Raw genomic sequence first — 23327 nt, forward strand, 5'->3', positions numbered from 1 at the left:
CGCTAGTCGTTGTCTTTCGCCACCACCGCGCCGGTGATCTGATGCCGCGCCAGCGACGCCGTGACGAAGCCGGACGCTTTCATGTCCTCGACGAACTTCGACAGGTATGCGGCCGCGTCGTCGCCCTTTGCCTTGGGTACGCCCATCGCCTGACGGATCACCATGAAGCGCTGGTCCAGTATGCGCACTCCGCCAGTTTTGGAGGCGTCCTTTTCGAGCTGTTGCTTGACGCCGGCGGCCACGTCGAGATGCTGATCGAGGAACCCCTGCACGACCGCGGGCGAAGTCGGAATCCGCACGATTGTCGCGTGGTGTAGTTCGCGCGTCAGAAACAGATCGTAGGCGCTGCCTTTGCCGACCGCGACCGTTACGCCGGGTTGATCGACCTGCTCGTTGCTGGTGATCGGCGAGGCCGCCCGCACGAGATAAAAGCCTTCTATGAGCACATACGGTTTCGTGAAAGCGATTTCCTGTCCACGCTTCGGATCGACCGCGAAGAAACCGATGTCGACCTTGTCCTGATTGACGTTCTCGACCGAGGCGCCCGCCGACTTGACCGCGACCAGTTGCAGCGGCACGCCGAGCCGTCTGGCGAATTCGCTGGCGAGATCGACGGACACGCCGACCGGCTTGCCCGTCGCCGGATCGAGCGCGGCCAGCACGGGGTTGCCGAGATTGATCGACGCGCGCAACGTGCCGCTCGGCGCGAATACGGCGGCCATCGATGCGCTAGCCGGTTTCGAGGTTGCGGCTGGCTGGGCGCTCGCGTCGTTGGGTTGCGCGAATGCGGGCAAGACCGCGGTGGATACGAGGATCGATGTGAATATTCTGAGCATGCTGTTGTGTCGCTCCGTGTTTAAAATTTTGTTGTAGGACATGCACGCTCGGCCGCGCCCCATATCTCCTCAGGATAGCGAAGCTAGCATGTTCGACAGCCGTCTGATGTGAGCCTTGAACGCGATGCTCGCCTCACGATCGGTGGTGGGATTCAGATGCGACGTCTCAGCGAGTTGAGCCTGCTCGTGGAAATCGTTAGCCACTGTGCGTCGCACGTCGGGTGGCAACGACCGCACGATGGAGACCAGTAACGCCTCTTCGGCGTGAATCATGCCCAGAATCGAGTGAGTGTCCATGGAAGAAACTCCGTTGATGGCGCGATAAGTCAAATCTAGCATGCTCCGCGCCGAGTATTCCGGTTACTTCCGCATACCTCTCGTTACAAACCGCCAGCGGCCGGTTGGTTATCATGTGCGATCGCATCGCTCTGAGTACCCGTTGGCTAATTATGAGGAATATCGGAAAAGCATTGGTGGTCGGTCTGGTGCTCGCAGAGGTCGCATTCGCCGTTTACCTACTGTCCCCAAAAAGTGATCCGTCGACCCGCGATCCCGGGGCCGTTACGGACGGCTCTGCGGCGCTGGCTTCGGACAAGGTTCAGTCCGGCACGTTACATGTGAACGCCGACAACGCTCTCAGCGCGTCGTCGCCCGCCGCAAGCACGGAGACCGCCGCACGCGTCCCCGCACAAATCCCCGCTCAAGCTGCGCAGGGACACATCACGCCCGCGCCCGCGCCCGAACCGTCAACGGAGCACGCCGCGCAATTGCCACGGCAACCGGCACAACCGCACCCGCAAACCGTGCAAACGCCCGCGGTGGCCACCGTCCTGGCCGCCACCGATTCAAAAACAGCCATTGTTGTGCAACCCGGCCGCGGCCGTGACGGTCTGCACCGCCGCGATTCGAATTCGGTCTCGTCCGCGGCGACGGACGAACTCGTCAAGGAATCCGCCAAGCTGGATCCGGCGCTCCCGCCGCCTGAACCTGCGCCGTTTGTGCACGACGATCAGCCGCATCGTGGCTCGAACGCCGTCGCGGCCGCGATGACGCAACAACTCGTCAAAGAGTCCGCCAAGCTCGATCCGGCATTGCCGCCGCCGAACCCGTCGGGCATGCACTAAACGGGGGAACCGCCGCTCGTTCGATCGTGGTGGTCATGATGTCACCGCGATCTCGCGCGCCGGATGCTGAAGCGGTCATGCGTTCGATTGCGCGGTAGTCTACGATGTAGTTCAGATCCATGCGCTCCCGCAGCAACACGATTGCCACTTCAGCGCAGGCCTGGACGCATTTCCATCGCGGCGAACCTTGATGGAGGACGAGCATGACCAACGACTCCCCCGACAAAGCAGAACGCGGCACAGGCTGGATCGACCAGCCCGAAGACGCAGAGGTTATCGCCGTTCTCGTCGAGAAAATCAAGGCGCAGCAGGCGGCGATCGCAGCAAGTAGCAACACTCATCTGGACGGACGCGCCGACCGCGGTCAGCATCAGAAGCAAACGCTCGGCGCCTTCGGCACGCTGCGGATCTTCGAAACGATACCCACTGCGCTCAAGCATGGCCCTTTTGCGAAACCGGCCGAACTGGGACCGTCGCTTTGCTATCGGGTCGCCTGCCGCTTTTCTAACGGGCAGCCCTGTCCTTTCTCCGACCAGGCCGCCGACGTTCGCGGTGTCGCCATCAAGTTCTTCACCGCGCAGGACATTGAAACCGATCTCCTCATGACCAACGAGGGCGGCCGCTCGCATGCGAGAAACGCGGTGCAGTTCATGGACTTCGCCGATATCCTCGTCGCCCAGATCGCTAGAGGCGCGCTTGGGGCACTGGAGCAGGCGTCGATGGAAGTGTTGAGCGGCAAACTCGGCCCCGTCGAGACAGCCCGCATCGTCGCTATCCTGGCAAAGGAGACGACTCTGCGCTCCGTCGAGAGTCTCACGACCGAGCGGTTCTGGGGCTCGGTGGTCAAGCTGGGCGTCGCGGCCATCAAGTACTCGCTTCAACCCGAAGATACAACCGTGCGAGGGACAAACGGCGATCGCCACGGCGACGACTATCTGCGCGAAGACCTGCTGAATCGCCTGAAAACCGGTCCGCTCAAATGGCAACTCTGCGTGCAGTTCTTCGTGGATGAGGAGAGCACGCCGGTCAACGACGCATCGGTCGCATGGGCGGAGCCGCCGATTGCGATAGGTGTGCTGGAGATCGCGACACTGCCCTCCGCCGACGACGAAGCGCACATCAACCAGATGGCATTCAACCCGGCCAACGGCTTCGAACCGCTGGGCATCACACACGCTCGCAAGAACGTCTACGCGGCCAGCGCCGCGAATCGCGTGGACCGCGGCGTATTGTCGAGCGACGACGCGCGCCGATATATAGAACCCATGTGAAGTTTCCGCGCGAGTGTCGCAACGCTCCTCTGGACCAGCCGGCTCAATTCAGACGCCGCCCGCCGTCGACGACTATGGTCACGCCCGTGCTGAACGTCAGATGCGTCGCGCACGCCTCGATTGCCGAAGCCACATCGTCCGGCGTGCCGATGCGGCGAAGCGGTGTCGTCGCCGCGACTTTGTCATTGAAGTCGGCGCCGCGCCCCGGCACGAACGTCGTATCGACGGCTCCTGGAGAAACGTTCAAAACCCGAATGCGCGGCGCCAGCGCGCGGCCCAACGAAGCCGCCATCACGTCGAGCCCCGCTTTGGCGGCGCAATAGGCGATATTGCTGCCCTGCCCCGTGGTCCCCGAGATGGACGAGACGTTGATCACCAATCCGTCGCCGCTTGACTCGAGTAGCGCACGGAAAGCGCGGATCGCCGCAAACTGCGCCCGCCAGTTCACGGCAAATATCTGGTCGATCAGCTCGTCCGTGAGTGCATCGAGATTCGCGTGCGGCACGGCCTGCGTGATGCCGGCCGTATTGACAAGCACATCCGTGCGCCCATACTCGCTTTGCACTTTCACGGCCAGATCGTTGAGTGCGTTACTGTCGGTGATCGAAACCGCCGCGGCGAGATGGCCGCTCCCCGGCAGCGAGTCGACAACTCCTTGCGCCTTCTGCAAATCCGCATGACTGGTCACGACGATGCGCGCGCCCAGTGCCGCCAGGCGCCTCGCCGTCGCGCTGCCGATACCGCCGGACCCGCCGAGTATCACGCAGACCTTCCCTTCCAGAGACTGTGCCGTCATTTCAACGCCTACGCATGAATGGAATACCGACCGTCACGCCGTGCGAGCGACGCCGTAACGACCGGGTCAGTGAGACCCTCGATAAGAGTATCGTTTCCCGGATGGTACGCCTGACAACCACTTTCGAAATTCGGACGATCTTTGGATTGGGCCGCGCAAGCCCAGACCGTCAGAAGCTGGTACGCAAACCGACGCGAGCAAGTGTCTGCGAGCGGTTGCTCGCCGCGCCGTCCGGTTGCAGCAAACCGTTGATCCATGCCCGCGTCACAGCCGCGTCGCCACTCGCGCGCTGATAGATCGCTTCGACATACGCGGTGGTGCGTTTCGAAAAGCTGTACTGCAACGCGGTGGTGACCTGTTGCGCCTTGTTGTTCAGCAGCACGTCGTTGCCCTTCATGTACGCGTAGTCGAGACCGAGTGTCCACGGGCCGGAGATCGTCCACGACGCGCCGCCTTTGTAGACGTCGATCTTCGCACCACTCGCCGTATTTTTCGTGTTGGTGTAGAGCAACATCCCCAGCACGCTGCCGAAGTTGTAGTGCGCGCCGAAACCGAAATTGCGGATGCCGTCGTGACCGTCGCCCAATTGCGGATACTTCACCTCGACATATGCCGCGCCGATGCCCAACGGACCGTTCGCATAGTTCGCGCCGAAGCTCATTGTCGAGTCCGACGAGAACGAGCCGGGTACGCCACCGAATCCATAGAGCGCACCGACCGTGAACCCCGCGATATCGGGGCTGCGATATTTGACCGAGTTCCCTACGCGTGTCGCGCCCGCCATGCGGTCGAAATCGAATGAACCGGTCGGATTGTTCGGCACACCCAGCGCGGTAAACGGCCCCTGGCGAAAATCGTAGATGCCGCCGAACAGGAACGCGCCGTCATACAGGCCGAGCGTCAACGTCTCGAACATGAAGTCGTACTGGGTGCCGAAGGTGAGCGAGCCGAAGCGGTCATTGGTGAGACCGACCAGCGCCGTGCGGTTGAAAATCTGCCCGGCGCCCGGAATCGTCGCGCCGCTGCCCAGATCGAACTGCGACGTGAGTTCGAAAATCGCCTTGTTGCCGCCGCCCAGATCTTCGCTGCCTTTGAACGTCAGCAGGTCCGGCGAGAGCACGCCGCTGTCGAACAGCGTCGCGGCGCCGCCATGCTGGTTGTTCACATACGTGACGCCCGCATCGATCACGCCTTGCAGCGTCACACTGCTTTGCGCGCAGGCTATATTTGGCACGATACCCGGCGCGATGCATGCGAACGTGCACCCTGCCATCGCCAGGCGCTTCGGCTTGGTCCCTTTCATAGCTGTCTCCTCCAGTCGTTGTTGAATATCTGTCGCTGTTCGATGCGGATCTCGACCGGCGTGAGCGACGCGCCCTCGCACGGTCCATCGACACACACGCCGTCTTCGAAGCGGAACATCGCGCTGTGATGCGCGCACATCAGCAATTCGGCGTCGTAGGCCCAGAACGTGTTCGGTTCGTAGTTCAGGGGAATCGAGAAGTGCGGGCACACATTGCGGTACGCCCACGCTTCATCGCCACGGCGCAGAATCACGACGCCTGGTGCGCCGGCACGATCAGCGGGAATTTCAAGCGCGCCGCCATCGGGAATGTCGTCGAGCGCGCAGAGAAAGCCTTGATGAGGTTCGGGATTCGCCGCGTTCATCGCCTCGCCTCCTCATGCCTGCCGCGCGGACAGCACGAAGTCGCGCTGCACTTCGAAGAACGGGCTCGGCAGCGCCCACTCTTTGGCAGCGGCCGCGTCGTGATTCGGCACGTAGTCGATCACGAGCGACGGCTTCGAGCCGAACACCGCATCGGAGTGAACATAGGGATCGCCCTCGGAATAAAGCGCGGTGGTCAGCGTCTCGTAGCCGGGCGCGACGATCAGGAAATGGATGTGGGCAGGCCGCATCGGATGACGGCCGGTCGCCATCAGCATCTGTCCGACCGGGCCGTCGGTAGGAATGGGATAGCTAGTCGGCTTGATGGTCCTGAATGCGTATTCGCCGTTAGGCCCCGAGCGGAATTTACCGCGCAGGTTGCTCTCGGGCTGATCGGGATCCTGGCCTTCATACATGCCGTTGTTCGCCGTTTCCCACACCTCGATCAAGGCACCGGCCACCGGCGCGCCGCCTTCGTCGACGAGGCGGCCATGAATCAGCGTCGGCTCGCCTTCCGTGCGGGCGATGTTGGCGCCGAATTCTTCTTCCTTGGCGCCTTCGCGATAGAACGGGCCGAGCAGGCTGCTCTCGGTGGTGACGCCGCCGCGTCCGTGATTGATCGCATCGGTCATGATCGACAGGCCGAGCGTGTCCGACAGCAGAATGAATTCCTGGCGGATGCCGTTGCACATCTTGCCGGTGGCCGTCAGGAATTCGATGCCACGGCGCCATTCGTCGCCGGTCAGTTCGACTTCGCTGGCGAATGCATGCAGGTGGGTGACCAGCGCGGTCATGATCTGCTTGAGGCGCGGATCGGTGCAATCGGCAAACGTATCGAGCACGTTCTGTGTCAACGGGTGGATGGTTTTATCGTTCATGCCTGGCCTCATGCACGGTGTGCCGCCGAGCCCGCGTCGAGCGAATCGGACGCGCCGTCCGGCGAGCGTTGTTGAGACGGACCGGCGTCGCGAAACACGACGCGCCGGCCCACGGGGAACAGTTGCAGGCCATAGCGGTTCGAGACGAAGCCCCACAGTCCTTGCGGAAAGAACATCGTCACGACGATCGCCAGCGCACCCAGGCCGATCAGATACCAGGTGCCGAAATCGGACAGGAACTGGTTCAACAGGAAGAAAATCAGCGCGCCGACAATCGGCCCTTCGAGCGTGCCGAGGCCGCCGATCATCACGATGAAAATACCGAACGCGCTCCAGTTCACCGAGAACGCGGCGTCGGGCGAAATGCGCAGGTTGCCGACGAAGTACAGGCCGCCCGCCAGCGCGGTGCCGCACGCCGACACCAGATAGACGATCAGGCGCGCGCGCTTCACGTTGACGCCCTGGCTGCTGGCCGCCACCGCGTTGTCGCGCATCGCGGTCAACGCGAGACCGGCTTTCGAGCGCAGAAACAGATACAGCAGTCCGATCGCCGCCGCGACGATGGCAAGCGCCAGCCACAGCGTCAGCGATTCGCGCAGCGCGCGCGGCACCTCCTGCAATGCGGTGAGGCTCGTGCCGGAACCGCCGCCGAGCACCGAGACGTTCGCCACCGTCAACCGGAACACTTCGGCGATCACCCAGGTGCCGATCGCGAAGTAGCCGCCTTCGAGCCGGAACGCCACCATCGACACAGGAATCGCCACGACCGTCGCAATCACCGCCGCAATCGGCACCGCGATGAACGGCGAGATGCCGCAATAGTTGGCGAGAATCAGCATGCCGTAGCCGCCGATGCCGAAGAATGCCTGCTGGCCGATCGACACCATCCCGCCATAACCCGCCAGCAGGTTCCACATCAACGCGAATACCAGGTAGGACGCCAGTTGCACGAAGTCGCGCATGGCATCGCGTCCTGCCCACCACGGCGCGCTCGCCACCGCCAACGCGACGATCAGCAGCACGATCACCGCCACGCGGCTCGCACGCGTCGCGCGCCGCACTTCGAAGCCCGCTATGGGCTGGTTCAATTGCATGGTCATGTCGAAGCCTCTATGCGGTTTTGGGCAGCAAGCCCTGCGGCCGCGCCACCAGCACGCCGAGAAACACCACGTGGCCGAGCCAGATGCCCCAGCCGGGGTCGAAGTAAAAGCCCACCTGCTGCGCAATGCCGAGCGCCATGCCGCCGACGAAGGTGCCCCAGAACGACCCCATTCCGCCGATGATCACCGCCTCGAACGCATACAGCAGCAGCGCCGGGCCGTCGGTCGGCGACACCGCCGTGCGCATCGAGTAAAGCGCCGCGGCTACCGCGATCAGCACGAAGGCGATGCCCATCGCGAGCGCATAGGTACGGCGGTACGAGACACCCATCAGTTGCACGATCTCGCGATCGTCAGAGGTGGCGCGAAACGCGCGGCCGAGCGGCGTTCGGCCGAACAGCCATTGCATCGCGAAGGCGAGCGCCACCGTCGCCACCAGCGTGACGAGCGGCAGATAGCCGAGCGTGATGCCGCCCGCGAGCGTGATGCTCCGCGATTCGAAGCTGCCGGTGGCAATGGAACGCGGATCCGCGGAGAACATCTGCTGCAGCACGTTCTGGATCACGATCGACAGGCCGAACGTGACGATCAGCGACGGCAGCGGATCGCGGCTGCTGACGCGGTTCAGAAGCGCGAACTGCACGGCATACCCCGCACCGAACGCGATCACGAGCAACAGCACGAGCGCGACGGCGAGCGGCAGATGGGCGAAGCTCGTCAAGGCGAACAGCACGAACACCAGCAGCACGATGAAGTCGCCGTGCGCGGTATTGGTGAGCCGCATCACGCCGAACACCAGCGACTGGCCCATCGCGAAGAGGCCGTAAAGCGCGCCCAACAGCACGCCCTGCACGACGATATTGATGAACGTGTTCATGCCGACACTCCGAAATATGCCTGCGTGATCGCCTCGTCCGACACTTCTGCCGACACGCCCGTCAACGACACGCGCCCTTCCTGCAGGCAATAGAAACGCGACGACACGCGGCGCGCCAGTTGCACGTCCTGCTCGACGACGATCGCGCTCATGCCATGCGAAACGATCTCGGGCAACGCCGCGTAGATTTCGCGGACGATCACCGGCGCGAGGCCGAGCGAAAGTTCGTCGCACATCAGCAGATCGGGGTTGCTCATCAGCGCGCGGCCGATCGCCACCATCTGTTGCTGACCGCCCGATAACGCGGTGGCCGCGTGATGACGGCGCGCCTGTAACGCGGGAAACAGCGCATAGACGCTTTGCAGGTTCCAGCGCCCCGGCCGCTTGCTGAAGGCGCCGAGTTGCAGATTCTCTTCGACGGTCAAGCTCGCGAACAGACGCCGCCCTTCCGGCACCAGCGCAATGCCCTTGCCCACGATGCTCGCCGCCGCCGCACCGCCCACTGGCTCCCCGCGATACAGAATCTGCTCGGCGGTGCGTGGGCGCAGCAGGCCCGCCACCGATTTCAGAAAGGTCGATTTACCCGCGCCGTTCGACCCGATCAGCGCGATCACTTCGCCCGGCGCCACCGTCACGTCGATGCCGAATAGCGCCTGAAAGTCGCCGTAAAACGCGCTCAGCGCGCGAGTCTCCAATAGTGCCGACATGGTCAGGCCTCCAGTCCGAGATACACGCGCCGCACTTCGGGGTCGTCCATCACGGCGGCGGGCAAGCCCTCCGCGAGCCGCTTGCCGAAGTTGATGACCAGCAGACGGTCGGCCACCGCGAGCAGCGCATGCACGACATGTTCGATCCACACGATCGTCACGCCACGCTCCTTGACGCGGCGAATCTCGTCGACGAGCGCGTGCGTTTCGGGTTCGGTGAGACCGCCGGCGATCTCGTCGAGCAGCAGCAGTTGCGGCTGCGTCGCGAGCGCGCGAGCCAGTTCGAGCCGTTTGCGGTCCAGCAGCCCCAGCGTGCCGGCCAACTGGTTGGCGCGGGCTTTGAGGCCGGTGCGTTCGAGCGCGTCGACGCAGACGTCGTACGCCGCGTGGCCGGTCAGTTCGCCGCCGAAGGTGGCGCCGACCAGCAGGTTCTCGAACACCGTCATTCCGCCGAACGGCCGCGGCACCTGATACGAGCGGCCGATCCCCGCCACGCAACGGCGATGCGGCGGCAAGTGGTTCACATCCGCCCCGTCGAATTCGACGCTGCCCTGATCGGGCCGCACGTCGCCGCTGACGAGGTTGAACAGCGTGGTCTTGCCGGCGCCGTTCGGGCCGAGGATGCCGTAGGTTTCGCCGCGTTCCACCGCGAAGCTGATGTCGTCGGTCACCTGCAGCGCGCCGTAACGCTTCGACACGCCGGTGAGTCTGAGCACTGCGTTCATCACTGCTCTCCGCTTTGAATTCAGGCAATCAACTTGAGCGGGCCGGACAGCGGCACGCTTGGCGCGAGCTGGTTGTTGACGATGGCGAGATCGAACGGATGCTTCTGCCCTTTCACCCATTGCCCGCCGACAAGCGGCGTCTTGGCGACGTTCTTCACCGGGCCGCCGCCCCAGGCGACATGGCCGACCAGCGTATCGAGCTTGGTCGATGCCACTGCGTCGCGGATGGCTTCGTTCGAGTCGACGTCTTTCGCGCGCTTCAATGAATCGACGGCGATTTCGAATAGCGCGTGGGCGAAACCGATCGGTTGGGTCCATTGCTTCGAGGTGACGCGCTCGTAGTCATCCGCGACTTGCCGTGCGGTTTGCCCCGTCAGCGACGACTTGAACGGATGCGAAGGCGACCACCACACCTCGGTGGACAGTCCGTTGCCGAGATCGCCGAGCGCTTCGATCGAGGTCGGAAACAGCAGCGCCTTGCCGATCGAAATGACTTTGGGCTTCAGGCCTTGCTGACGCGCCTGAACGAGAAAGTTCTTGGCGTCCGGCGGTATCACGACGCCCGTGACGATCTGCGCATTCGACTGCTTGAACGAGGAAATCTGCGCGGAGAAGTCCTGCGTCATGCTTTGGAAGCGGCCGGGGTCTTTGAGCGTGAAGCCCTTCTGCGCGAGTACCGGTGGAAAGCCGAGCTTCGCATCGCCCCAGGCGTTGCCGTCGCCGTCGTTGGGAAAGAGGCCGCCCACGCTGTGGTTGGTCTGCACCGATTGCCACATGCCGGTGTAGACGGCGATCACATCCTCCAGTCCCCAGAAGAAGTGATAGGTGAAACGGAAGCCCTTCTTCGGATCCCCTTTTCTGCCGAAGAACCACGGCTGCCACGGCACCACCGTCGACACGCACGGCATCTCGTTCAGCTCGCACGCGTCGCTCACGGGATTGGCGGTCTCCGGCGTGCCGGACACCAGCATGATGTCGACCTTGTCCTTCAGGATCAGGTCGTTGGCGACTTCGCCGGCGCGATTCGGATTCGACTGGCTGTCCTTGACGACAATCGATACCGGATATGATTTGCCGCCGATCACGATGCCGTTCTTCAGCGCCGTCTGCATCTGCTGGATCGTGAAACGGTCCGCTTCGCCGAACGGCGCGAGCGGCCCGGTTTGCGGCGATACGTAGCCGATTTTCAGTGTGCGCGGGCCGGCCGAGAAGACGAGCGGCGAGAACGCCGAGGTCGTGGCGGCGAGCGCACCGCCTGCCGCGAGGCTGACAAAGCGGCGGCGTCTCGCATCGAAAGTATGTGAGTCCATGGTTGTCTCCTGAATTTTTTTGTATGAGTGAATCGGGCGTGCTAGTCGGGGCGCCGCCCGTCGAAGGCGGCTTCGAGCAATGCACGCAGCGGTATTTGTTCGACCGGCCGCGGATTCCAGTACGGGTTCTTCAACGCGAGATCGAGTGCGATGTCGAGATCGGCTGCTGTCAGGCCGATGTCTTTCAGCGCGGTCGGCGCACCGTGATCGTGTGCGAGATCGAATACGGCTTGCGCGGCGTCGTCGGCGTGCAATGCGTGGGCGATACGCTTCATCGCCTCGGGTGCAGCCGCACGGTTGTAGGCGAGCACATGCGGCAACACGATGGTGTGCGTCTCAGCGTGCGGCAGATTGAAAGTGCCGCCGAGCGTATGGCACAGCTTGTGATGCAAGGCCATGCCGACACTGCCGAGCACGGCGCCGCATAGCCACGCGCCATACAGGCAGTCACCACGCGCCGCGAGGTCTTCTGGTTGTTGCATTACGCGAGGCAGCCCCTGGCCGAGCGCGCGAATGCCCTCTTGCGCCATCAGGCTGATGATCGGATTCGCGTCCTGTGCGTAGAGCCCTTCCGCCGCGTGGGCGATGGCGTTGATCCCACTCGTCAGCGACAACGCGGGTGGCAGCGACGTGGTCAATGCCGGGTCGTAGATCACCGTCTTCGGCAGCACACGCAGATCGCGGCCGGTCTTTTTGACGCCGCCCTCGGTGAGGCCGTAGATCGGCGTCATCTCGGAGCCTGCATACGTGGTCGGAATTGCGATGATCGGCAGCGAGGTTTCGAGCGCGATTGCCTTGCCGAGACCGGTTGTGGAACCGCCGCCTATCGCGATCGCGCAATCGGCGCCGACGCTTGCGGCGAACGCGCGTGCCGCGCGAGCGGTTTCGACCGGCACATGCATCACGGCTTCGGCATAGACGCCTGCCGCCCGCGAGCCGAGACTCGCCGCGAGCGCTTCGGCCTGCGCACGCTGTTGCGGCGTGGACAGCACGATCGCCCGCGTGGCGCCGAGCAAACCGATCTCGCGATCGAGCTGGTCGAGACTGCCCGCGCCGAAAATCACGCGTGACGGCAGGCCGTTATAGATGAACGGTTCCATGGCGGTTCAGCGCGGGTAGTAAGGCGGAATCTGCGCATCCACGTTGACCCAGACCGACTTGGGCTGCGTGTATTCGCGCATCGCTTCGAAACCCATTTCACGGCCGTAGCCGCTTGCGCCGACGCCGCCGAATGGCGAAGCGGGACTCACGCGCTTGTAGCAGTTGATCCACACCATGCCGGCGCGAATCTCGCGAGCCACCAGATGCGCGCGTTGGAGATCGCGTGTCCAGAGACCCGCGCCGAGACCGTATTCGGTGCCATTCGCAATCGCCAGCGCCTCTTCGTCGGTGCTAAATGTCGTGACCGTCATGAACGGCCCGAACACCTCTTCCTGCGACACCCGATGCTCCGGTTTCGCTTCGACGATAGTCGGCTCGACATAGCAGCCGTTGGCGAGCGCGGCATTGTCCGGTGCTTTGCCGCCTGCCAGTACGCGGCCACCCTGTTCGCGGGCGACATCGACGAATGAAAGCACGCGGTCGCGGTGCTGACGAGAGGTGAGCGGGCCCATCTCGGTCGACGGATCGAGCGGATCGCCAATCTTGATCGTGCGGCTCAACGCGGCGAACTTTTCGAGCACTTCGTCGGCGATCGATTCGTGCACGATCATCCGCGAGCCGGCGATGCACGCCTGCCCCTGGTTGTGGAAGATCGCGAACGCCGAGCCTTGCACGACCGCATCGATATTCGCGTCGCCGAATACGATGTTCGCGCCCTTGCCGCCGAGTTCGAGTTGCACCTTCTTCAGGTTGCCGCTCGACGCCTGCACGACCTTGCGGCCCACCGCGGTCGAACCGGTGAAGGCGACCTTGCTGATCTCCGGATGTTCGGCGATATACTGCCCGGCCACATGACCCAGGCCCGGCAGAATATTGACGACGCCATCCGGGAAACCCACTTCGGCCATCAGTTCGGCTATCGCCAGGCTCGACAGCGGCGTGAGTTCGGCGGGCTTCATGATCACGCAGTTGCCCGCGGCGAGCGCCGGCGCCATCTTCCAGCTCGTGAACATGAGCGGGAAATTCCACGGCACCACCTGCCCGACAATGCCGACCGGCTCGCGCGTCAGGTAGTTCAGAAAGCCCTGCTCGACCGGAATCACCGAGCCTTCGAACTTGTCGGCCATGCCGCCGAAATAGCGGAACGTGGCCGCCGTGCGCGGCACGTCGAGGTTGCGTGTATCGCGGATCGGGTGGCCGGTATCGAGCGATTCGAGGCGCGCGAGCTTGTCGGCATTCGCTTCGATCGCGTCGGCCAGCTTCAGAAGCAGACGCCCGCGCTCCATCGCGGCGAGATTGCTCCACTTCGGAAACGCCGCCTTCGCCGCCGCGACGGCGCGATCGACATCGGCCGGGCCCGCCATCGCGACGTCGGCGATTACCGAGTTGTCGTGGGGATTGAGGGAGGCGAGCGTTTCGCCGTTTGCAGCCGGCACGAAGCGGCCGCCGATGAAGAGTTGCGTTTGCATGTCAGTCCTGTGCAAGTAAAACCTGGACGCGACTTTCCCCGCGGCGCCAGCGGTCTGGCGCCGTTCGATCGACGATCGGGAGGAATGCCGGGGAGTTACATCTGAATCGGATACGGCGGCAGTTCACCGCTTTCGTAGCGCTTGGGCAGATCGGGGGTCGCGTTCTCCCACACCAGCAGCATCGAACGCTTCTGCGAATAGCCCTTGTGGCGGATATCGGCCGGCATCGCGGCGATATCGCCCGCGTTCATCGTGATACGTGCGCGCGGCTCGCCGCTGTCCTTGTCGGCGACGTCCCAGATGATCTGGTCGGACAGTTGCAGGAACCACTCGACGCGGTCGTTGCCGTGGAACACCGGCAGCACGAATTCCTCGGTGGTCGGGCAGAACAGGCTCTGCTGGCATACCGACGTGACCGACGGATTCCACGTCACGTCCGAGCGCGACAGGTACTTGAAGAGGCTGAACGCATGCAGAGCGCCTTCGAAACCCGGCTCCGCGTGAATCTCCGGTTCGTCCTGGCCGACGTCGGCAAACTGGCGATTGACGGGAAGATCGTCGCGCAACGGCGAGTCGCCTTCGAGGCCCGGCATGCGCTTGGTGGCAATCCGCGTGCGCTCGATCGCGGCGATGTTGTCGCCATGTTTCGTGCCGAACGCGGAGCCGGTTTCTTCAGGCGCGGCAAACGGATCGAAGCCTTCGTTGACCCAGTCCTTCAGGATCGCCTTGAAGGTCGCCATGATGAGCGGCGTGTCGAACTGCTGCATATGGTCGACGCCCGCTTCCTTGAAGCTCGCGTTATACGCGCCGGCGTACATGTCGACCTTGCCGTAGTGATTGCGCGTGCCGATCACTTCGTCGAAGTTGACCCAGCCGTAGAAGAAGCCCCACGCCACGTCGCGCATCATCGCGCGCAGGAAGTCGTCGGCGTGCATCTGGTGCGAGCGGATCTGGCCTTTGGCCGGCCATCTGACGGTGGCGAAATAAGCGTCGCGGCTGAATTCGAAGTCGCCGAGACAGAACGTGCGATAACCGGTCACCGCGTCGGCCTCGCTCGCGGTGACGTTTTGCAGGGTGCTGACTTTGTCCATGATGGGCTCCGAAAAGATGGATCGTGTAGAGGGATTCAGTGGATGCAGATGTCGGCCCACTTCTCGACCGAATAGCGTCCGAGGATCGTCTGCACGAGCAGCACGCCTTTTGTCTTCGCTTCGAAACGATAGGCGGCGCCGGCGGGCAGCAGCGCCTGATGACCGCGGCGCAGCCGCACATGGCCCATCGACTGGCCCGAGGGCTGGCCTTCGAGGCGCACGCTGCCTTCGGTCTGTGCGTCGACCAGCGGGCCGTCCGACGGCTTGATGAAATAGATGTCGATTTCGCCGTCGAGCACGACCGCGAACTCATCGTGCGACGCAGCAAACCACGGCGACGAACCTTCCGCGCGCAGCGTCTCGATCACGTACTTGAGATTCTTGCCGACGACGACTTTCTCGTAGGGCTCAGCGCGGCTCGCGACGTCGAATACATTCGACATGGCGTAATGTTCCGGTTTGCCCTTGATGATTTCGATGGAGCCTTTCCGAAAGTTGTCCAGGCTGCCGAACCAGGTTTGTTGCATGTCTGCCTCCAGTTGATCCACGAATGCGTTGCTTGCATCGAAGATTAAGCGGCGACAGGCGCTACAGCAATGTTCTGAGGGTCGGGAAACGCGAACCTTGGGTGCTCCAAAATCGCGCCAGGGAAACTACCTGGTGGCGAACCCTCATTGGCCTCGGGTAGGCCTTAACTATCGGACAGTTCCTCGCCGACGCTTTTCGTTTCGTCGTCCGGCGGCGCAATGCCGAGCGCCCGGTCCCACTGCGGTTCGCGCAGATAGCGCGCGCGCAGGAAGTCGACGAAGGCCTTGACCTTGGTGGTCGAGCGGTGCGACGCAGGATACACCGCCGACAGCCACAGCGGCGGCGCCGCGTATTCCGGCAGCACACGTTCCAGCCGGCGTTCGAGCAGATCGGCGGCGGCGACCATGGTCGGCAGATAGACGACACCCGCGCCGGCCCTCGCGAATTCCAGCAGCAGATGCACGCTATTGGTTTTGAGCACCGGATTCAGCGCGATTTCGAAGCATTCGTTGCCGCGCATCAACGGCCACTTGTCGCCCCAAGGGTAGTACGAATAGCGGGCGAAATCGTGCCGCAGCAGATCGAGCGGTGTCTCGATCAGCGGCTCTTCCTTCAGATAGCCGGGCGCGGCACAGAGCACGCCGCGCACCGGAAAGAGACGCCGCTCGACCAGCAGGTTCGATGCCGGCGGATAGATTTGCAACGCCAGGTCGAAACCTTCCTGAACCGGATCGATGACGCGGTCGTTGACGGTCACGACGAATTCCACGCGTGGGTACGCGGCGCGGAATTCGATTAGCGTCTGCGAAAAATGGCCGAGCGCGAAGCCCGGCAGGACGTGGATATTGAGCGTGCCCGCGAGCGCCTGCGGATCGCCACGCGAGCGGCCGGACAGATCGTGAACCTTGGTGACCAGCTCGGCGCACTCGCGGTAGTAGGTCTCGCCGAGTTCGGACAGGCGCACCGCCCGGGTCGATCGATGAAAGAGCGGCACACCGAAATGGTCTTCGAGCTGCTTGACGCGCGAGGTCACCACCGATTTGGCGACGCCCAACTGGCGCGCCGCGCCGGCGAAGCTCTGCGCTTCCGCGGCGCGTACGAACGCTTCCATCGACATGAATAGGTCCATGCTGTCTCCTCTTGCCGGGGCGAGCACCATCCGGTCTGTACCGAGATCCTATCGCGAATTCGATGGCGCGCGCCTTCTCATGGACTCGGCTCGACAACCGCCGCCTGCAGGCTTCCCTGCTTATTACTGACCGATACCGCGACAAGCAATGCCATGGCTGCGACAAATGCGGGCGCGGCCATCGACGTCAAAATGGCGATCATGCTGTAGCCGGCAGCAGAAAGCGCTCCGCCGCCGAGCGCGCCGAGAATGCCTCCCAGGCGCCCGATACCCAGCATCCACGCCACGCCGGAAGCGCGCCCGTGCGTGGGATAGAACAGCGCCGCAAGGGCCAGCATCGACATTTGCGCGCCCGTCATGCAGACACCCGCCACGAAGGTCGCGATCGCAAGCGACTGAACATTGGCCGTGCCCTGTCCCATCGCGCAGACAGCGGCGCCCAGCAACAGAAATGCGAGCGCGACCACTCGCCACGGATTGAAGCGGTCCATCAACCAGCCACAACCCAATGCGCCGATTACGCCTCCCGCCGGAAACAGTGCCGACACCAACGACGCCTGGCGCAGTGTGAAGCCCGCGTCATGGATCATCGTCGGCATCCAGCTCGTCAGCATGTAATAGACAAGCAGACCCATGAAGTACGCTAGCCACAGCATCAACGTGCCGAACCTGTAACGCGTAGAGAGGATGAGAGCAAGTGGCGCGGTTTCCTTCTCCCCTACCCGATCAGATACAGAGAACTTTGAAGCAGTCACCAGCTCACCACTGGCAATTCTTCGAAGTACTCGACGAATCCGATCATCCGGCCAGCCTTTGATCACCATGAATCGCACGGACTCGGGCAGCGCAACAAGGGCACATGCAAGCAGGACAGGCGCAATGCCGCCCGCGAGGAAGATCGAGCGCCATCCGAAGTCTGGTATCAATGCGGCCGACACGACACCACCGGCCGACGCGCCTAAGGTGAATCCGCAGAACATGACGTTCAGCAGCAAGGATCGACATCTCGCCGGCACGTATTCCGACAATAACGTCGTCGAGTTGGGAAGTGCCGCGCCAAGCCCAATGCCGGTTAAAAAGCGAAAGACCGACAGTTGCCAAACACCCGTAGCGAATACGCAGGCAATCGTCCACACGCCGAAAAAACAGACTGAGCCGATCAGAACCTTGCGACGCCCGATCCTGTCGGCAACGGGTCCAGCAAGCAGCGCACCGATCGCGAGGCCCACGAGCGCCGCACTTAGTACAGGCCCAAGCGCGATTTTTGTTACTCCCCACTCTTTCGCGATCGCCGGCGCAACGAAGCCGATTGCGCTGGTATCGAATCCGTCCAGCGCGACGATCAGAAAGCAGAAAAACAGAATCAACCACTGATAGGGTGAAAACCTGCGTTCGTCAATGAACTGTTCCACGTTGAGTAAGTTCTGCTCGCCGATATCTCGTGTGCTCATGCAAACTCCGTGATCAAACGGGCGGAGCGTTCGCAAGAACACTGTCCGCCTGCCTTGGTTAATGATTGCCCTGCGGATTCACGGAGCACGATACCCGTCGCTTCTATCGGGCAACTCGCGCTTCGCGCACGCGCCCAGTTAGAACAAGTGCCGAATTCCCGCCATCGTAGCGAACTGACCCATGCCCGCCGCCGGCGTTGTGCCCCCGCCGCCCACGCTCGCGGAAAAGCGCGCCTTGGCGCTGTTCCACAAATACGTACCGCCGATATAGACCGCAGTGGCTTTCGACAAGAAGTAAGTGGCGCGCAGCGTTGTCATCGTTGCCCGCGCATCCTGCTCCCGGACCACGATCCGAAAGCCTTCGCCATCGATCACAAAACTCGGGGTCACGAAATACTGGGCGCCTACGAAGTAAAGATTCGACCGTACGTCGGGCGCCGCCGCGGCGTTCGTCTCGACGTGTCTTCCGAGCCACCCCGCTCCGACCTTCAACCCGGCAAACTTCACGTAGCCGTTCGCCACGATGCGCGTGTCCTTGTCTGCGCCTGACGCAATGGGAAAAGTGCCGATGCCGTCAAAGAAATTAGCCGCGGCGTTCGCACCGCCTCGCTGTTCGTCGTATGCAGTCGCAACGCCAAAACTTGCCGCGTCGTATTTGAGCATTGCGCTCCATTCATGACATGGGTTGAATTGGCCTGGAACCTGACCCGCGCATGTACCCTGTCCCGGCGAATTGCCGGTGCCGGCCGCATCGCGTCCGAACGAATACGAGGCGCCGACTGTCACCCCTTTATAGGTGCCCTTGTAGACGATACTGTTATCGCTACGCGCATTGGGCAGGTAATTGTCCAGCGCGCCGATCCCGTGGACATCGGGGCCCAGCATGTCCGCATCGGACAAAGCCCAGTAAACCATGTTGTACTGGCGCCCGAAGGTTAGCGCCCCCCACGGCCCGTCAATGCCGACCCACGCCTGGCGCCCGAACAACCGCCCTCCTTGCCCAATGTCTCCGGCTCTCGTATTGAAGCCATTCTCCAGGGTAAAGATCGCCTTCCAGCCGCCCCCGAGGTCCTCGGTGCCGCGGATCCCCCACCGGGACGGCAATTCCCCGCTGATGGCCGGCATCCGAACGACGTGGTCGCCGGCGGAATTTGCATGAGACACGTACTCGATGCCGGTATCGATCAAACCATACAGTGTGACGCTGCTTTGTGCGAAGGCCGATGCACTCAACATCCCGAGACCGAACGCTGCAACCCTTCCACGCATCATACTCCTCCCAATGATTGGCTAGTCGCTTCGTTATCCAAAGTACTTTATGTGATACGGATCATTGGTGCGGAGCTTATGTTTGCAAATAAAAAGCAACAACACGGTGAAACACGGGGCCACGAAAATCCGAAGCGTATTCGCCGGACATTTGGAAAATTTAAATTCTCCTGTCAGGACACAGACGCATGTACTTTTCTTTTCATGGCGTAATCAGCGGTGATTTTCATGCGCTAACGTGCTTGAGAGAGAAGCGCCGGAGGCCTCGAGTATCGAGATGAATTGTGTTCATTTGCCTATTGAACGCAGCGGTGTGCGGCACTTGAACATCATTCAATGTGGTATTGAAAACTATCCCCTTCGTCCTCCAGCAGCGATGTGGCATCGTGACCGCAGCGGTGAGCGCCCAGTCGTTATGTGTCGACGGGCAAAGCCCACCATCTTCGACGCGGCGTCGTCGACCCGGGCTGCACACGCAGCCCCTCAGACCAGTGAGGACCAACTTGTCACAAGCCAATAACTCAAGCAGTAGAGATGAACTGATAGCGAAATGCCTGCCCTTTCTCGAGGAGGTCAAGGATCTGACTACGGGCAATGAGGTCGAACAGTGGCTCAACGAAAAATACGGCACATCGAGCGAGTTCTATAAAGATCTCGAGCGCCTGATTACGATCGGCGTAGTGGAAGAAGGCTGGGCGGCCAACATCGAGATCTCCGGGCGCAGGTATCGGCGCGCGCGTCTTGTCGATCCGTCAGAAGAGACCTTTGGATTCAGCATTACGGCGGTCTATATGGATAGCACCGGCAACGACCAGAACAATCCGGAGGGAAGCTTCCGGGGCGATTACCACGCGCATCCCTATGGCGAATTCAACATGGTGGTGTCGCTAAACGAAGGCGCGGCCCTCGCAGGTCCGAACGGCTGGTGTTATGGCGGATGGACCGCGCCGGCGCCGGGCAGTCATCACTATCCGGAAGCAAAGGGCGGCGCAATTATCGCTTTGTTTTTTCTGCCCGCAGGGCGCATTGCGTACAACGTCAAGGCGCCTGACGCAAACTGATCATGCGCAGGACCCGTCGATACCGGCGTGTCCTGCTCTTGTGCCGCATCGATACCGGTTCCTCTTCAATCTAGAGGCGCGAACGCCAGACCGGCATCACGCCGGGCGCGTTGAGTTGCGCCCGGTCACCGACATTCAGTGGGTGGTCAGTTGCTTCGTCACGCCAACGAGGCCAAGACCGACACGTCGCACTTCTGCTTCTGCTTTCTCATCGACGAGTCTGCCGTTCTCGGCAAATGCCTGATGGGCGGAACCCAGCGAGAACACTTGAGGAATCAGGATCGCGCCCATCTTCTCGAGAACGCCCCGCATTCCGAGCATTGCGCGAATCCCGCCCATCGGCCCCGGTGATGCCGAAACAACCGCCGCGACCTTACCGGCGAAGAGTGTCAAGCCGGAACTTCCCGTCGCGGTCGGCCTGCTTACCCAGTCCAGCATGTTCTTGAGCACAGCGGTATAGCCACCATTATGCTCAGGCGAAGCGACTAACAGCGCGTCATGTCTGGCGAACAATTCCTGCAGCGCTCGAACCCGCTCAGGGACACCGTGCGCACTTTCGACATCAACGTCGTAAATCGGCAAGGGAAAGTCAGCGAGTGTGATAAACGTCACCTCCGCGCCATCCGTTCGTGCAGCAGACGCGGCTATTTCCAATAGTTTTCGATTAAGAGAATCGCGGCGGGAACTCCCACAAAAGGCAAGGATCTTTACTGTCATATTTTGAAAAGTAGTGGAGTCAAAAAAAGAGATTGAAGTGAACTGATTGAACAATTGCCGGCTGATCCTCAACGTGAGTTAGATGATCCGCGATCATGTCGCGTACACACGTTGGGACGCCTGCCCGGTGCACATGGCTCGCGGGTCTTCGGCAAGGCGATTGCGCCCGCAGCAACTGCAACGCGCGCGAATTCTGAAATGGAGAGCGACCGATTAGCCGGTCCAAAAACAACGGCCTTCGGCGCTATGCTTCTTCGTCGAAGCCGACAAACGTAGTAAATCTTTCGACCGTCTCGCGCGGAATTGCGAGTCTGTTGACCACTGAATCGTGATCTGCGTAACCCAGCGACATACCGCACACGACGTCAAAGCCCGGTTCGAGTAAAAGATGCTCGGCGATGATCGTCTGATAGCGTGCAAACGACACTTGCGGGCACGTATCGAGGCCCCGAGCACGGGCTGCGATCATGACCGTCTGCAGAAAGAGACCATAGTCGAGCCAGCTGTGCTTTTTCAGTCTCGCATCGATGGTGAAGATCAGGCCGACCGGTGCCCCAAAGAAACCGAAGTTTCGGCCTGTGGCGCGGGCGCGACCGGCGACGTCCGCCTTGTCGATACCAAGGGCACCGTAGTATCGCGCGCCGAACTCCTCCTGCATCGGGCGATAAGCCTCCGGCATGGGGTCCGGAACATGCTGTAGCGGCGGATGCAAATCCGCGACATGGGCGCGCACAAGCGCCTCACTCAGCGACTCCTTGCTACGCCCACGCAGCACGTGAACTCGCCACGGTTGCATGTTCGAGTTGCTTGGCGCTGTGCGAGCGACATCGAGAATGTCTATGATGTCTTTCTGTGAGACTGCATCGGAGCGGAAAACGCGAACGGCTTTCCGTGACCGGATAACCGAATCGACGACTTGAGCGTCCGAATGCATTTGATGACCGGTCTCCGCGGCGTTAGGGATATCTATATGCATAGTGCCCCCATGATGGCATAGCCAGAACGTCAAGCGCGGTGAAAAAACTGCAAGATGGTCTTGAAGGAAACGGGACCGCCTAGCTTCGCACCTGCCTGCCGATGTCGAGTATCTGGGCCCGCAGCCATTGCAGCGCCGGGTCGTGCGCGTTTCGCGCATGCCACACCGCTCTGACCGCGGACTCCGGAGGCGGGTACGGCGTTGCCCGCGTTTTCAGCTCGCCGTAGCGCTCGAACTCGCGTCCCAATGGGGAAGGTACGACGGCGAACATCTCACTGTGACGCAGCAATGCAGGGATCGCCAGCGAATGAGCCACAGCGACCCTCAGCCGCGGTCGCGCCGATCCCTCTGGAAAGGCATCTTCCAACGCCTGCCGGTCGAACATTTCCGACTGCCGCGCCAAACCCCGTTCAACGATGAAGCCGCCAACGGCGCCCTCTTCCGCACCACCGAGCGAGACGGCGACAAGTGGGTAGTTCAACAGGTCGTCGTGAGTGACCGTGCGGTCGCCAATGGGATGATCCTGACGCATCACCAGCACGTCTCTCTGCTGCCACACCATCATCGACTGAAAGCGCGGCGGCACCTCCGCAAAGATTCCAATGGCGATGTCGATCCGGCCGATGTCGATCTGTCCGGCGAGATCCAGCCGCGTGGACGGTCGTATCACAAGGTTCACCATCGGAGCTTCGGCGGCAAGTCTCTGACTGAGACGGCCGAGAAGAAGCATCGTGATGTAGTCGTTCGCCGCGACGACGAACTCACGTTCGGCAACATCCGGCCGGAACGGCTCGTCGCCCAGCGCCACTTGAATCTGGTGGAGTGCGTTGCGCAACGGGGCTGCCATCGCGACTGCGCGCGCGGTCGGCTCCATCCCTTTCGAGGTCCGGACGAACAGGTCATCCTCCAGTGCGTCCCGCAACCGCCCCAGCGCGTGACTCACGGCGGACTGGCTAAGATTCAACCGCTTTCCGGCGAGGACCAGATTGCGGTCCTCGAACACTGCGTCGAAAACTCGCAAGAGATTAAGGTCGATCCGGCCGAGGTTCATGGTGTTAACTGGTTGGCGTTGCAGTCGCATCATTTTACTCGTGGTGACTCGTGCTTCGGCGACTGCACTGCCAAGGCATCGACACAGGAGGATTTGGGACGCGCCGACGGCCGCTGATCGCATTTGGGACACCTCGTCTCGGTGGCCCAAAGTATGACGAAATGGCGCAGTTCGAGGGTCAGCCCGGCAAAGGC

The 23327-nt window shown here is 62.1% G+C and carries 24 protein-coding genes; 3 read left to right on the forward strand and 21 right to left on the reverse strand.

Annotated elements, in window-relative coordinates; all coding sequences use genetic code 11:
- Positions 1-2: 2 nt before the first annotated feature.
- Positions 3-722 (reverse strand): ABC transporter substrate-binding protein, encoded by a 720-nt coding sequence (locus tag P0D96_RS31470; protein WP_408317383.1) that lies wholly within the window; start codon positions 720-722, stop codon positions 3-5.
- A gap of 183 nt (positions 723-905) precedes the next feature.
- Positions 906-1133, reverse strand: a complete 228-nt coding sequence (locus tag P0D96_RS31475; RefSeq protein WP_132382627.1) for a hypothetical protein — start codon at positions 1131-1133, stop codon at positions 906-908.
- 113 nt (positions 1134-1246) lie between these two features.
- Here P0D96_RS31475 and P0D96_RS31480 point away from each other — a divergent pair, with 113 nt between their 5' ends.
- Both P0D96_RS31480 and P0D96_RS31485 read left to right on the forward strand, forming a co-directional pair.
- Positions 1247-1960, forward strand: coding sequence for a hypothetical protein (locus P0D96_RS31480; RefSeq protein ID WP_408317332.1), 714 nt, complete (start codon positions 1247-1249; stop codon positions 1958-1960).
- A 203-nt stretch (positions 1961-2163) separates the two neighbouring features.
- On the forward strand, positions 2164-3231 hold the full coding sequence (locus P0D96_RS31485; RefSeq protein WP_408317334.1) for a catalase family protein: 1068 nt from the start codon (positions 2164-2166) through the stop codon (positions 3229-3231).
- A 43-nt stretch (positions 3232-3274) separates the two neighbouring features.
- Here P0D96_RS31485 and P0D96_RS31490 read toward each other — a convergent pair whose 3' ends face one another.
- The 16 genes from P0D96_RS31490 to P0D96_RS31565 form a co-directional block, all read right to left on the reverse strand.
- Complete coding sequence (locus tag P0D96_RS31490; protein ID WP_408317335.1) at positions 3275-4027, reverse strand: SDR family NAD(P)-dependent oxidoreductase; 753 nt, start codon at positions 4025-4027, stop codon at positions 3275-3277.
- Between the two features lie 169 nt (positions 4028-4196).
- Entirely contained in the window at positions 4197-5330 is a 1134-nt protein-coding gene (locus P0D96_RS31495) for a porin (protein WP_408317337.1), read from the reverse strand.
- Positions 5327-5695: a Rieske (2Fe-2S) protein gene (locus P0D96_RS31500; RefSeq protein WP_408317339.1), complete on the reverse strand. Its 369-nt coding sequence runs from the start codon at positions 5693-5695 to the stop codon at positions 5327-5329. Before P0D96_RS31500 ends, P0D96_RS31495 begins: the two co-directional genes overlap by 4 nt.
- 12 nt (positions 5696-5707) lie before the next feature.
- Positions 5708-6571, reverse strand: a complete 864-nt coding sequence (locus P0D96_RS31505) for an intradiol ring-cleavage dioxygenase (RefSeq protein WP_408317341.1) — start codon at positions 6569-6571, stop codon at positions 5708-5710.
- Positions 6572-6579: 8 nt separating this feature from the next.
- Positions 6580-7671, reverse strand: a complete 1092-nt coding sequence (locus P0D96_RS31510; RefSeq protein WP_408317343.1) for a branched-chain amino acid ABC transporter permease — start codon at positions 7669-7671, stop codon at positions 6580-6582.
- Positions 7672-7681: 10 nt separating this feature from the next.
- Entirely contained in the window at positions 7682-8548 is an 867-nt protein-coding gene (locus P0D96_RS31515; protein WP_132382613.1) for a branched-chain amino acid ABC transporter permease, read from the reverse strand.
- Positions 8545-9255 carry an ABC transporter ATP-binding protein gene (locus P0D96_RS31520; protein WP_132382611.1) on the reverse strand — a complete coding sequence of 237 codons (711 nt, stop codon included), beginning with the start codon at positions 9253-9255 and terminating at the stop codon, positions 8545-8547. The genes P0D96_RS31515 and P0D96_RS31520 overlap by 4 nt, the downstream gene beginning before the upstream one ends.
- A 2-nt stretch (positions 9256-9257) precedes the next feature.
- Entirely contained in the window at positions 9258-9980 is a 723-nt protein-coding gene (locus tag P0D96_RS31525; RefSeq protein WP_408317345.1) for an ABC transporter ATP-binding protein, read from the reverse strand.
- Between the two features lie 20 nt (positions 9981-10000).
- Positions 10001-11290 carry an ABC transporter substrate-binding protein gene (locus P0D96_RS31530; RefSeq protein ID WP_408317347.1) on the reverse strand — a complete coding sequence of 430 codons (1290 nt, stop codon included), beginning with the start codon at positions 11288-11290 and terminating at the stop codon, positions 10001-10003.
- A 41-nt stretch (positions 11291-11331) separates the two neighbouring features.
- Positions 11332-12390: a maleylacetate reductase gene (locus P0D96_RS31535; protein ID WP_408317349.1), complete on the reverse strand. Its 1059-nt coding sequence runs from the start codon at positions 12388-12390 to the stop codon at positions 11332-11334.
- Positions 12391-12396: 6 nt separating this feature from the next.
- On the reverse strand, positions 12397-13860 hold the full coding sequence (locus P0D96_RS31540) for an aldehyde dehydrogenase family protein (RefSeq protein ID WP_408317351.1): 1464 nt from the start codon (positions 13858-13860) through the stop codon (positions 12397-12399).
- A gap of 95 nt (positions 13861-13955) precedes the next feature.
- Complete coding sequence (locus P0D96_RS31545; protein ID WP_132382601.1) at positions 13956-14951, reverse strand: hydroxyquinol 1,2-dioxygenase; 996 nt, start codon at positions 14949-14951, stop codon at positions 13956-13958.
- A gap of 35 nt (positions 14952-14986) precedes the next feature.
- Positions 14987-15478, reverse strand: coding sequence for a cupin domain-containing protein (locus P0D96_RS31550; RefSeq protein ID WP_106301548.1), 492 nt, complete (start codon positions 15476-15478; stop codon positions 14987-14989).
- A 164-nt stretch (positions 15479-15642) separates the two neighbouring features.
- Positions 15643-16608: a LysR family transcriptional regulator gene (locus P0D96_RS31555; RefSeq protein WP_132382599.1), complete on the reverse strand. Its 966-nt coding sequence runs from the start codon at positions 16606-16608 to the stop codon at positions 15643-15645.
- A 77-nt stretch (positions 16609-16685) separates the two neighbouring features.
- Positions 16686-18059: an MFS transporter gene (locus tag P0D96_RS31560; protein WP_408317385.1), complete on the reverse strand. Its 1374-nt coding sequence runs from the start codon at positions 18057-18059 to the stop codon at positions 16686-16688.
- Between the two features lie 138 nt (positions 18060-18197).
- Positions 18198-19331, reverse strand: a complete 1134-nt coding sequence (locus P0D96_RS31565; protein WP_408317353.1) for a porin — start codon at positions 19329-19331, stop codon at positions 18198-18200.
- Between the two features lie 500 nt (positions 19332-19831).
- On the opposite strand from P0D96_RS31565, the gene P0D96_RS31570 reads away from it, so the two are divergent.
- A complete protein-coding gene (locus P0D96_RS31570; protein ID WP_132382595.1) occupies positions 19832-20389 on the forward strand; it encodes a 4-hydroxylaminobenzoate lyase in 558 nt (185 codons plus the stop codon).
- 135 nt (positions 20390-20524) lie between these two features.
- On the opposite strand, the gene P0D96_RS31575 is transcribed toward P0D96_RS31570, so the two are convergent.
- The 3 genes from P0D96_RS31575 to P0D96_RS31585 form a co-directional block, all read right to left on the reverse strand.
- A complete protein-coding gene (locus P0D96_RS31575) occupies positions 20525-21160 on the reverse strand; it encodes an NADPH-dependent FMN reductase (RefSeq protein ID WP_408317355.1) in 636 nt (211 codons plus the stop codon).
- Between the two features lie 190 nt (positions 21161-21350).
- Positions 21351-22082 carry a nitroreductase family protein gene (locus tag P0D96_RS31580; RefSeq protein WP_408317357.1) on the reverse strand — a complete coding sequence of 244 codons (732 nt, stop codon included), beginning with the start codon at positions 22080-22082 and terminating at the stop codon, positions 21351-21353.
- A gap of 79 nt (positions 22083-22161) precedes the next feature.
- The gene (locus P0D96_RS31585) at positions 22162-23133 is read right to left on the reverse strand and encodes a LysR family transcriptional regulator (protein WP_408317387.1); all 972 of its coding nucleotides are present in this window, start codon (positions 23131-23133) and stop codon (positions 22162-22164) included.
- Positions 23134-23327 lie beyond the last annotated feature (194 nt).

Origin of the sequence: Paraburkholderia sp. RL17-347-BIC-D, assembly GCF_046027915.1 — a bacterium.
Lineage (GTDB): Bacteria > Pseudomonadota > Gammaproteobacteria > Burkholderiales > Burkholderiaceae > Paraburkholderia.

Bases quoted from the DNA above. Each gene is read 5' to 3' on its own strand.
- P0D96_RS31470 (WP_408317383.1), bottom strand. From the start codon at position 722: ATGGCCGCCGTATTCGCGCCGAGCGGCACGTTGCGCGCGTCGATCAAT.
- P0D96_RS31475 (WP_132382627.1), bottom strand. From the start codon at position 1,133: ATGGACACTCACTCGATTCTGGGCATGATTCACGCCGAAGAGGCGTTA.
- P0D96_RS31480 (WP_408317332.1), top strand. From the start codon at position 1,247: ATGTGCGATCGCATCGCTCTGAGTACCCGTTGGCTAATTATGAGGAAT.
- P0D96_RS31485 (WP_408317334.1), top strand. From the start codon at position 2,164: ATGACCAACGACTCCCCCGACAAAGCAGAACGCGGCACAGGCTGGATC.
- P0D96_RS31490 (WP_408317335.1), bottom strand. From the start codon at position 4,027: ATGACGGCACAGTCTCTGGAAGGGAAGGTCTGCGTGATACTCGGCGGG.
- P0D96_RS31495 (WP_408317337.1), bottom strand. From the start codon at position 5,330: ATGAAAGGGACCAAGCCGAAGCGCCTGGCGATGGCAGGGTGCACGTTC.
- P0D96_RS31500 (WP_408317339.1), bottom strand. From the start codon at position 5,695: ATGAACGCGGCGAATCCCGAACCTCATCAAGGCTTTCTCTGCGCGCTC.
- P0D96_RS31505 (WP_408317341.1), bottom strand. From the start codon at position 6,571: ATGAACGATAAAACCATCCACCCGTTGACACAGAACGTGCTCGATACG.
- P0D96_RS31510 (WP_408317343.1), bottom strand. From the start codon at position 7,671: ATGACCATGCAATTGAACCAGCCCATAGCGGGCTTCGAAGTGCGGCGC.
- P0D96_RS31515 (WP_132382613.1), bottom strand. From the start codon at position 8,548: ATGAACACGTTCATCAATATCGTCGTGCAGGGCGTGCTGTTGGGCGCG.
- P0D96_RS31520 (WP_132382611.1), bottom strand. From the start codon at position 9,255: ATGTCGGCACTATTGGAGACTCGCGCGCTGAGCGCGTTTTACGGCGAC.
- P0D96_RS31525 (WP_408317345.1), bottom strand. From the start codon at position 9,980: ATGAACGCAGTGCTCAGACTCACCGGCGTGTCGAAGCGTTACGGCGCG.
- P0D96_RS31530 (WP_408317347.1), bottom strand. From the start codon at position 11,290: ATGGACTCACATACTTTCGATGCGAGACGCCGCCGCTTTGTCAGCCTC.
- P0D96_RS31535 (WP_408317349.1), bottom strand. From the start codon at position 12,390: ATGGAACCGTTCATCTATAACGGCCTGCCGTCACGCGTGATTTTCGGC.
- P0D96_RS31540 (WP_408317351.1), bottom strand. From the start codon at position 13,860: ATGCAAACGCAACTCTTCATCGGCGGCCGCTTCGTGCCGGCTGCAAAC.
- P0D96_RS31545 (WP_132382601.1), bottom strand. From the start codon at position 14,951: ATGGACAAAGTCAGCACCCTGCAAAACGTCACCGCGAGCGAGGCCGAC.
- P0D96_RS31550 (WP_106301548.1), bottom strand. From the start codon at position 15,478: ATGCAACAAACCTGGTTCGGCAGCCTGGACAACTTTCGGAAAGGCTCC.
- P0D96_RS31555 (WP_132382599.1), bottom strand. From the start codon at position 16,608: ATGGACCTATTCATGTCGATGGAAGCGTTCGTACGCGCCGCGGAAGCG.
- P0D96_RS31560 (WP_408317385.1), bottom strand. From the start codon at position 18,059: ATGAGCACACGAGATATCGGCGAGCAGAACTTACTCAACGTGGAACAG.
- P0D96_RS31565 (WP_408317353.1), bottom strand. From the start codon at position 19,331: ATGATGCGTGGAAGGGTTGCAGCGTTCGGTCTCGGGATGTTGAGTGCA.
- P0D96_RS31580 (WP_408317357.1), bottom strand. From the start codon at position 22,082: ATGCATATAGATATCCCTAACGCCGCGGAGACCGGTCATCAAATGCAT.
- P0D96_RS31585 (WP_408317387.1), bottom strand. From the start codon at position 23,133: ATGAACCTCGGCCGGATCGACCTTAATCTCTTGCGAGTTTTCGACGCA.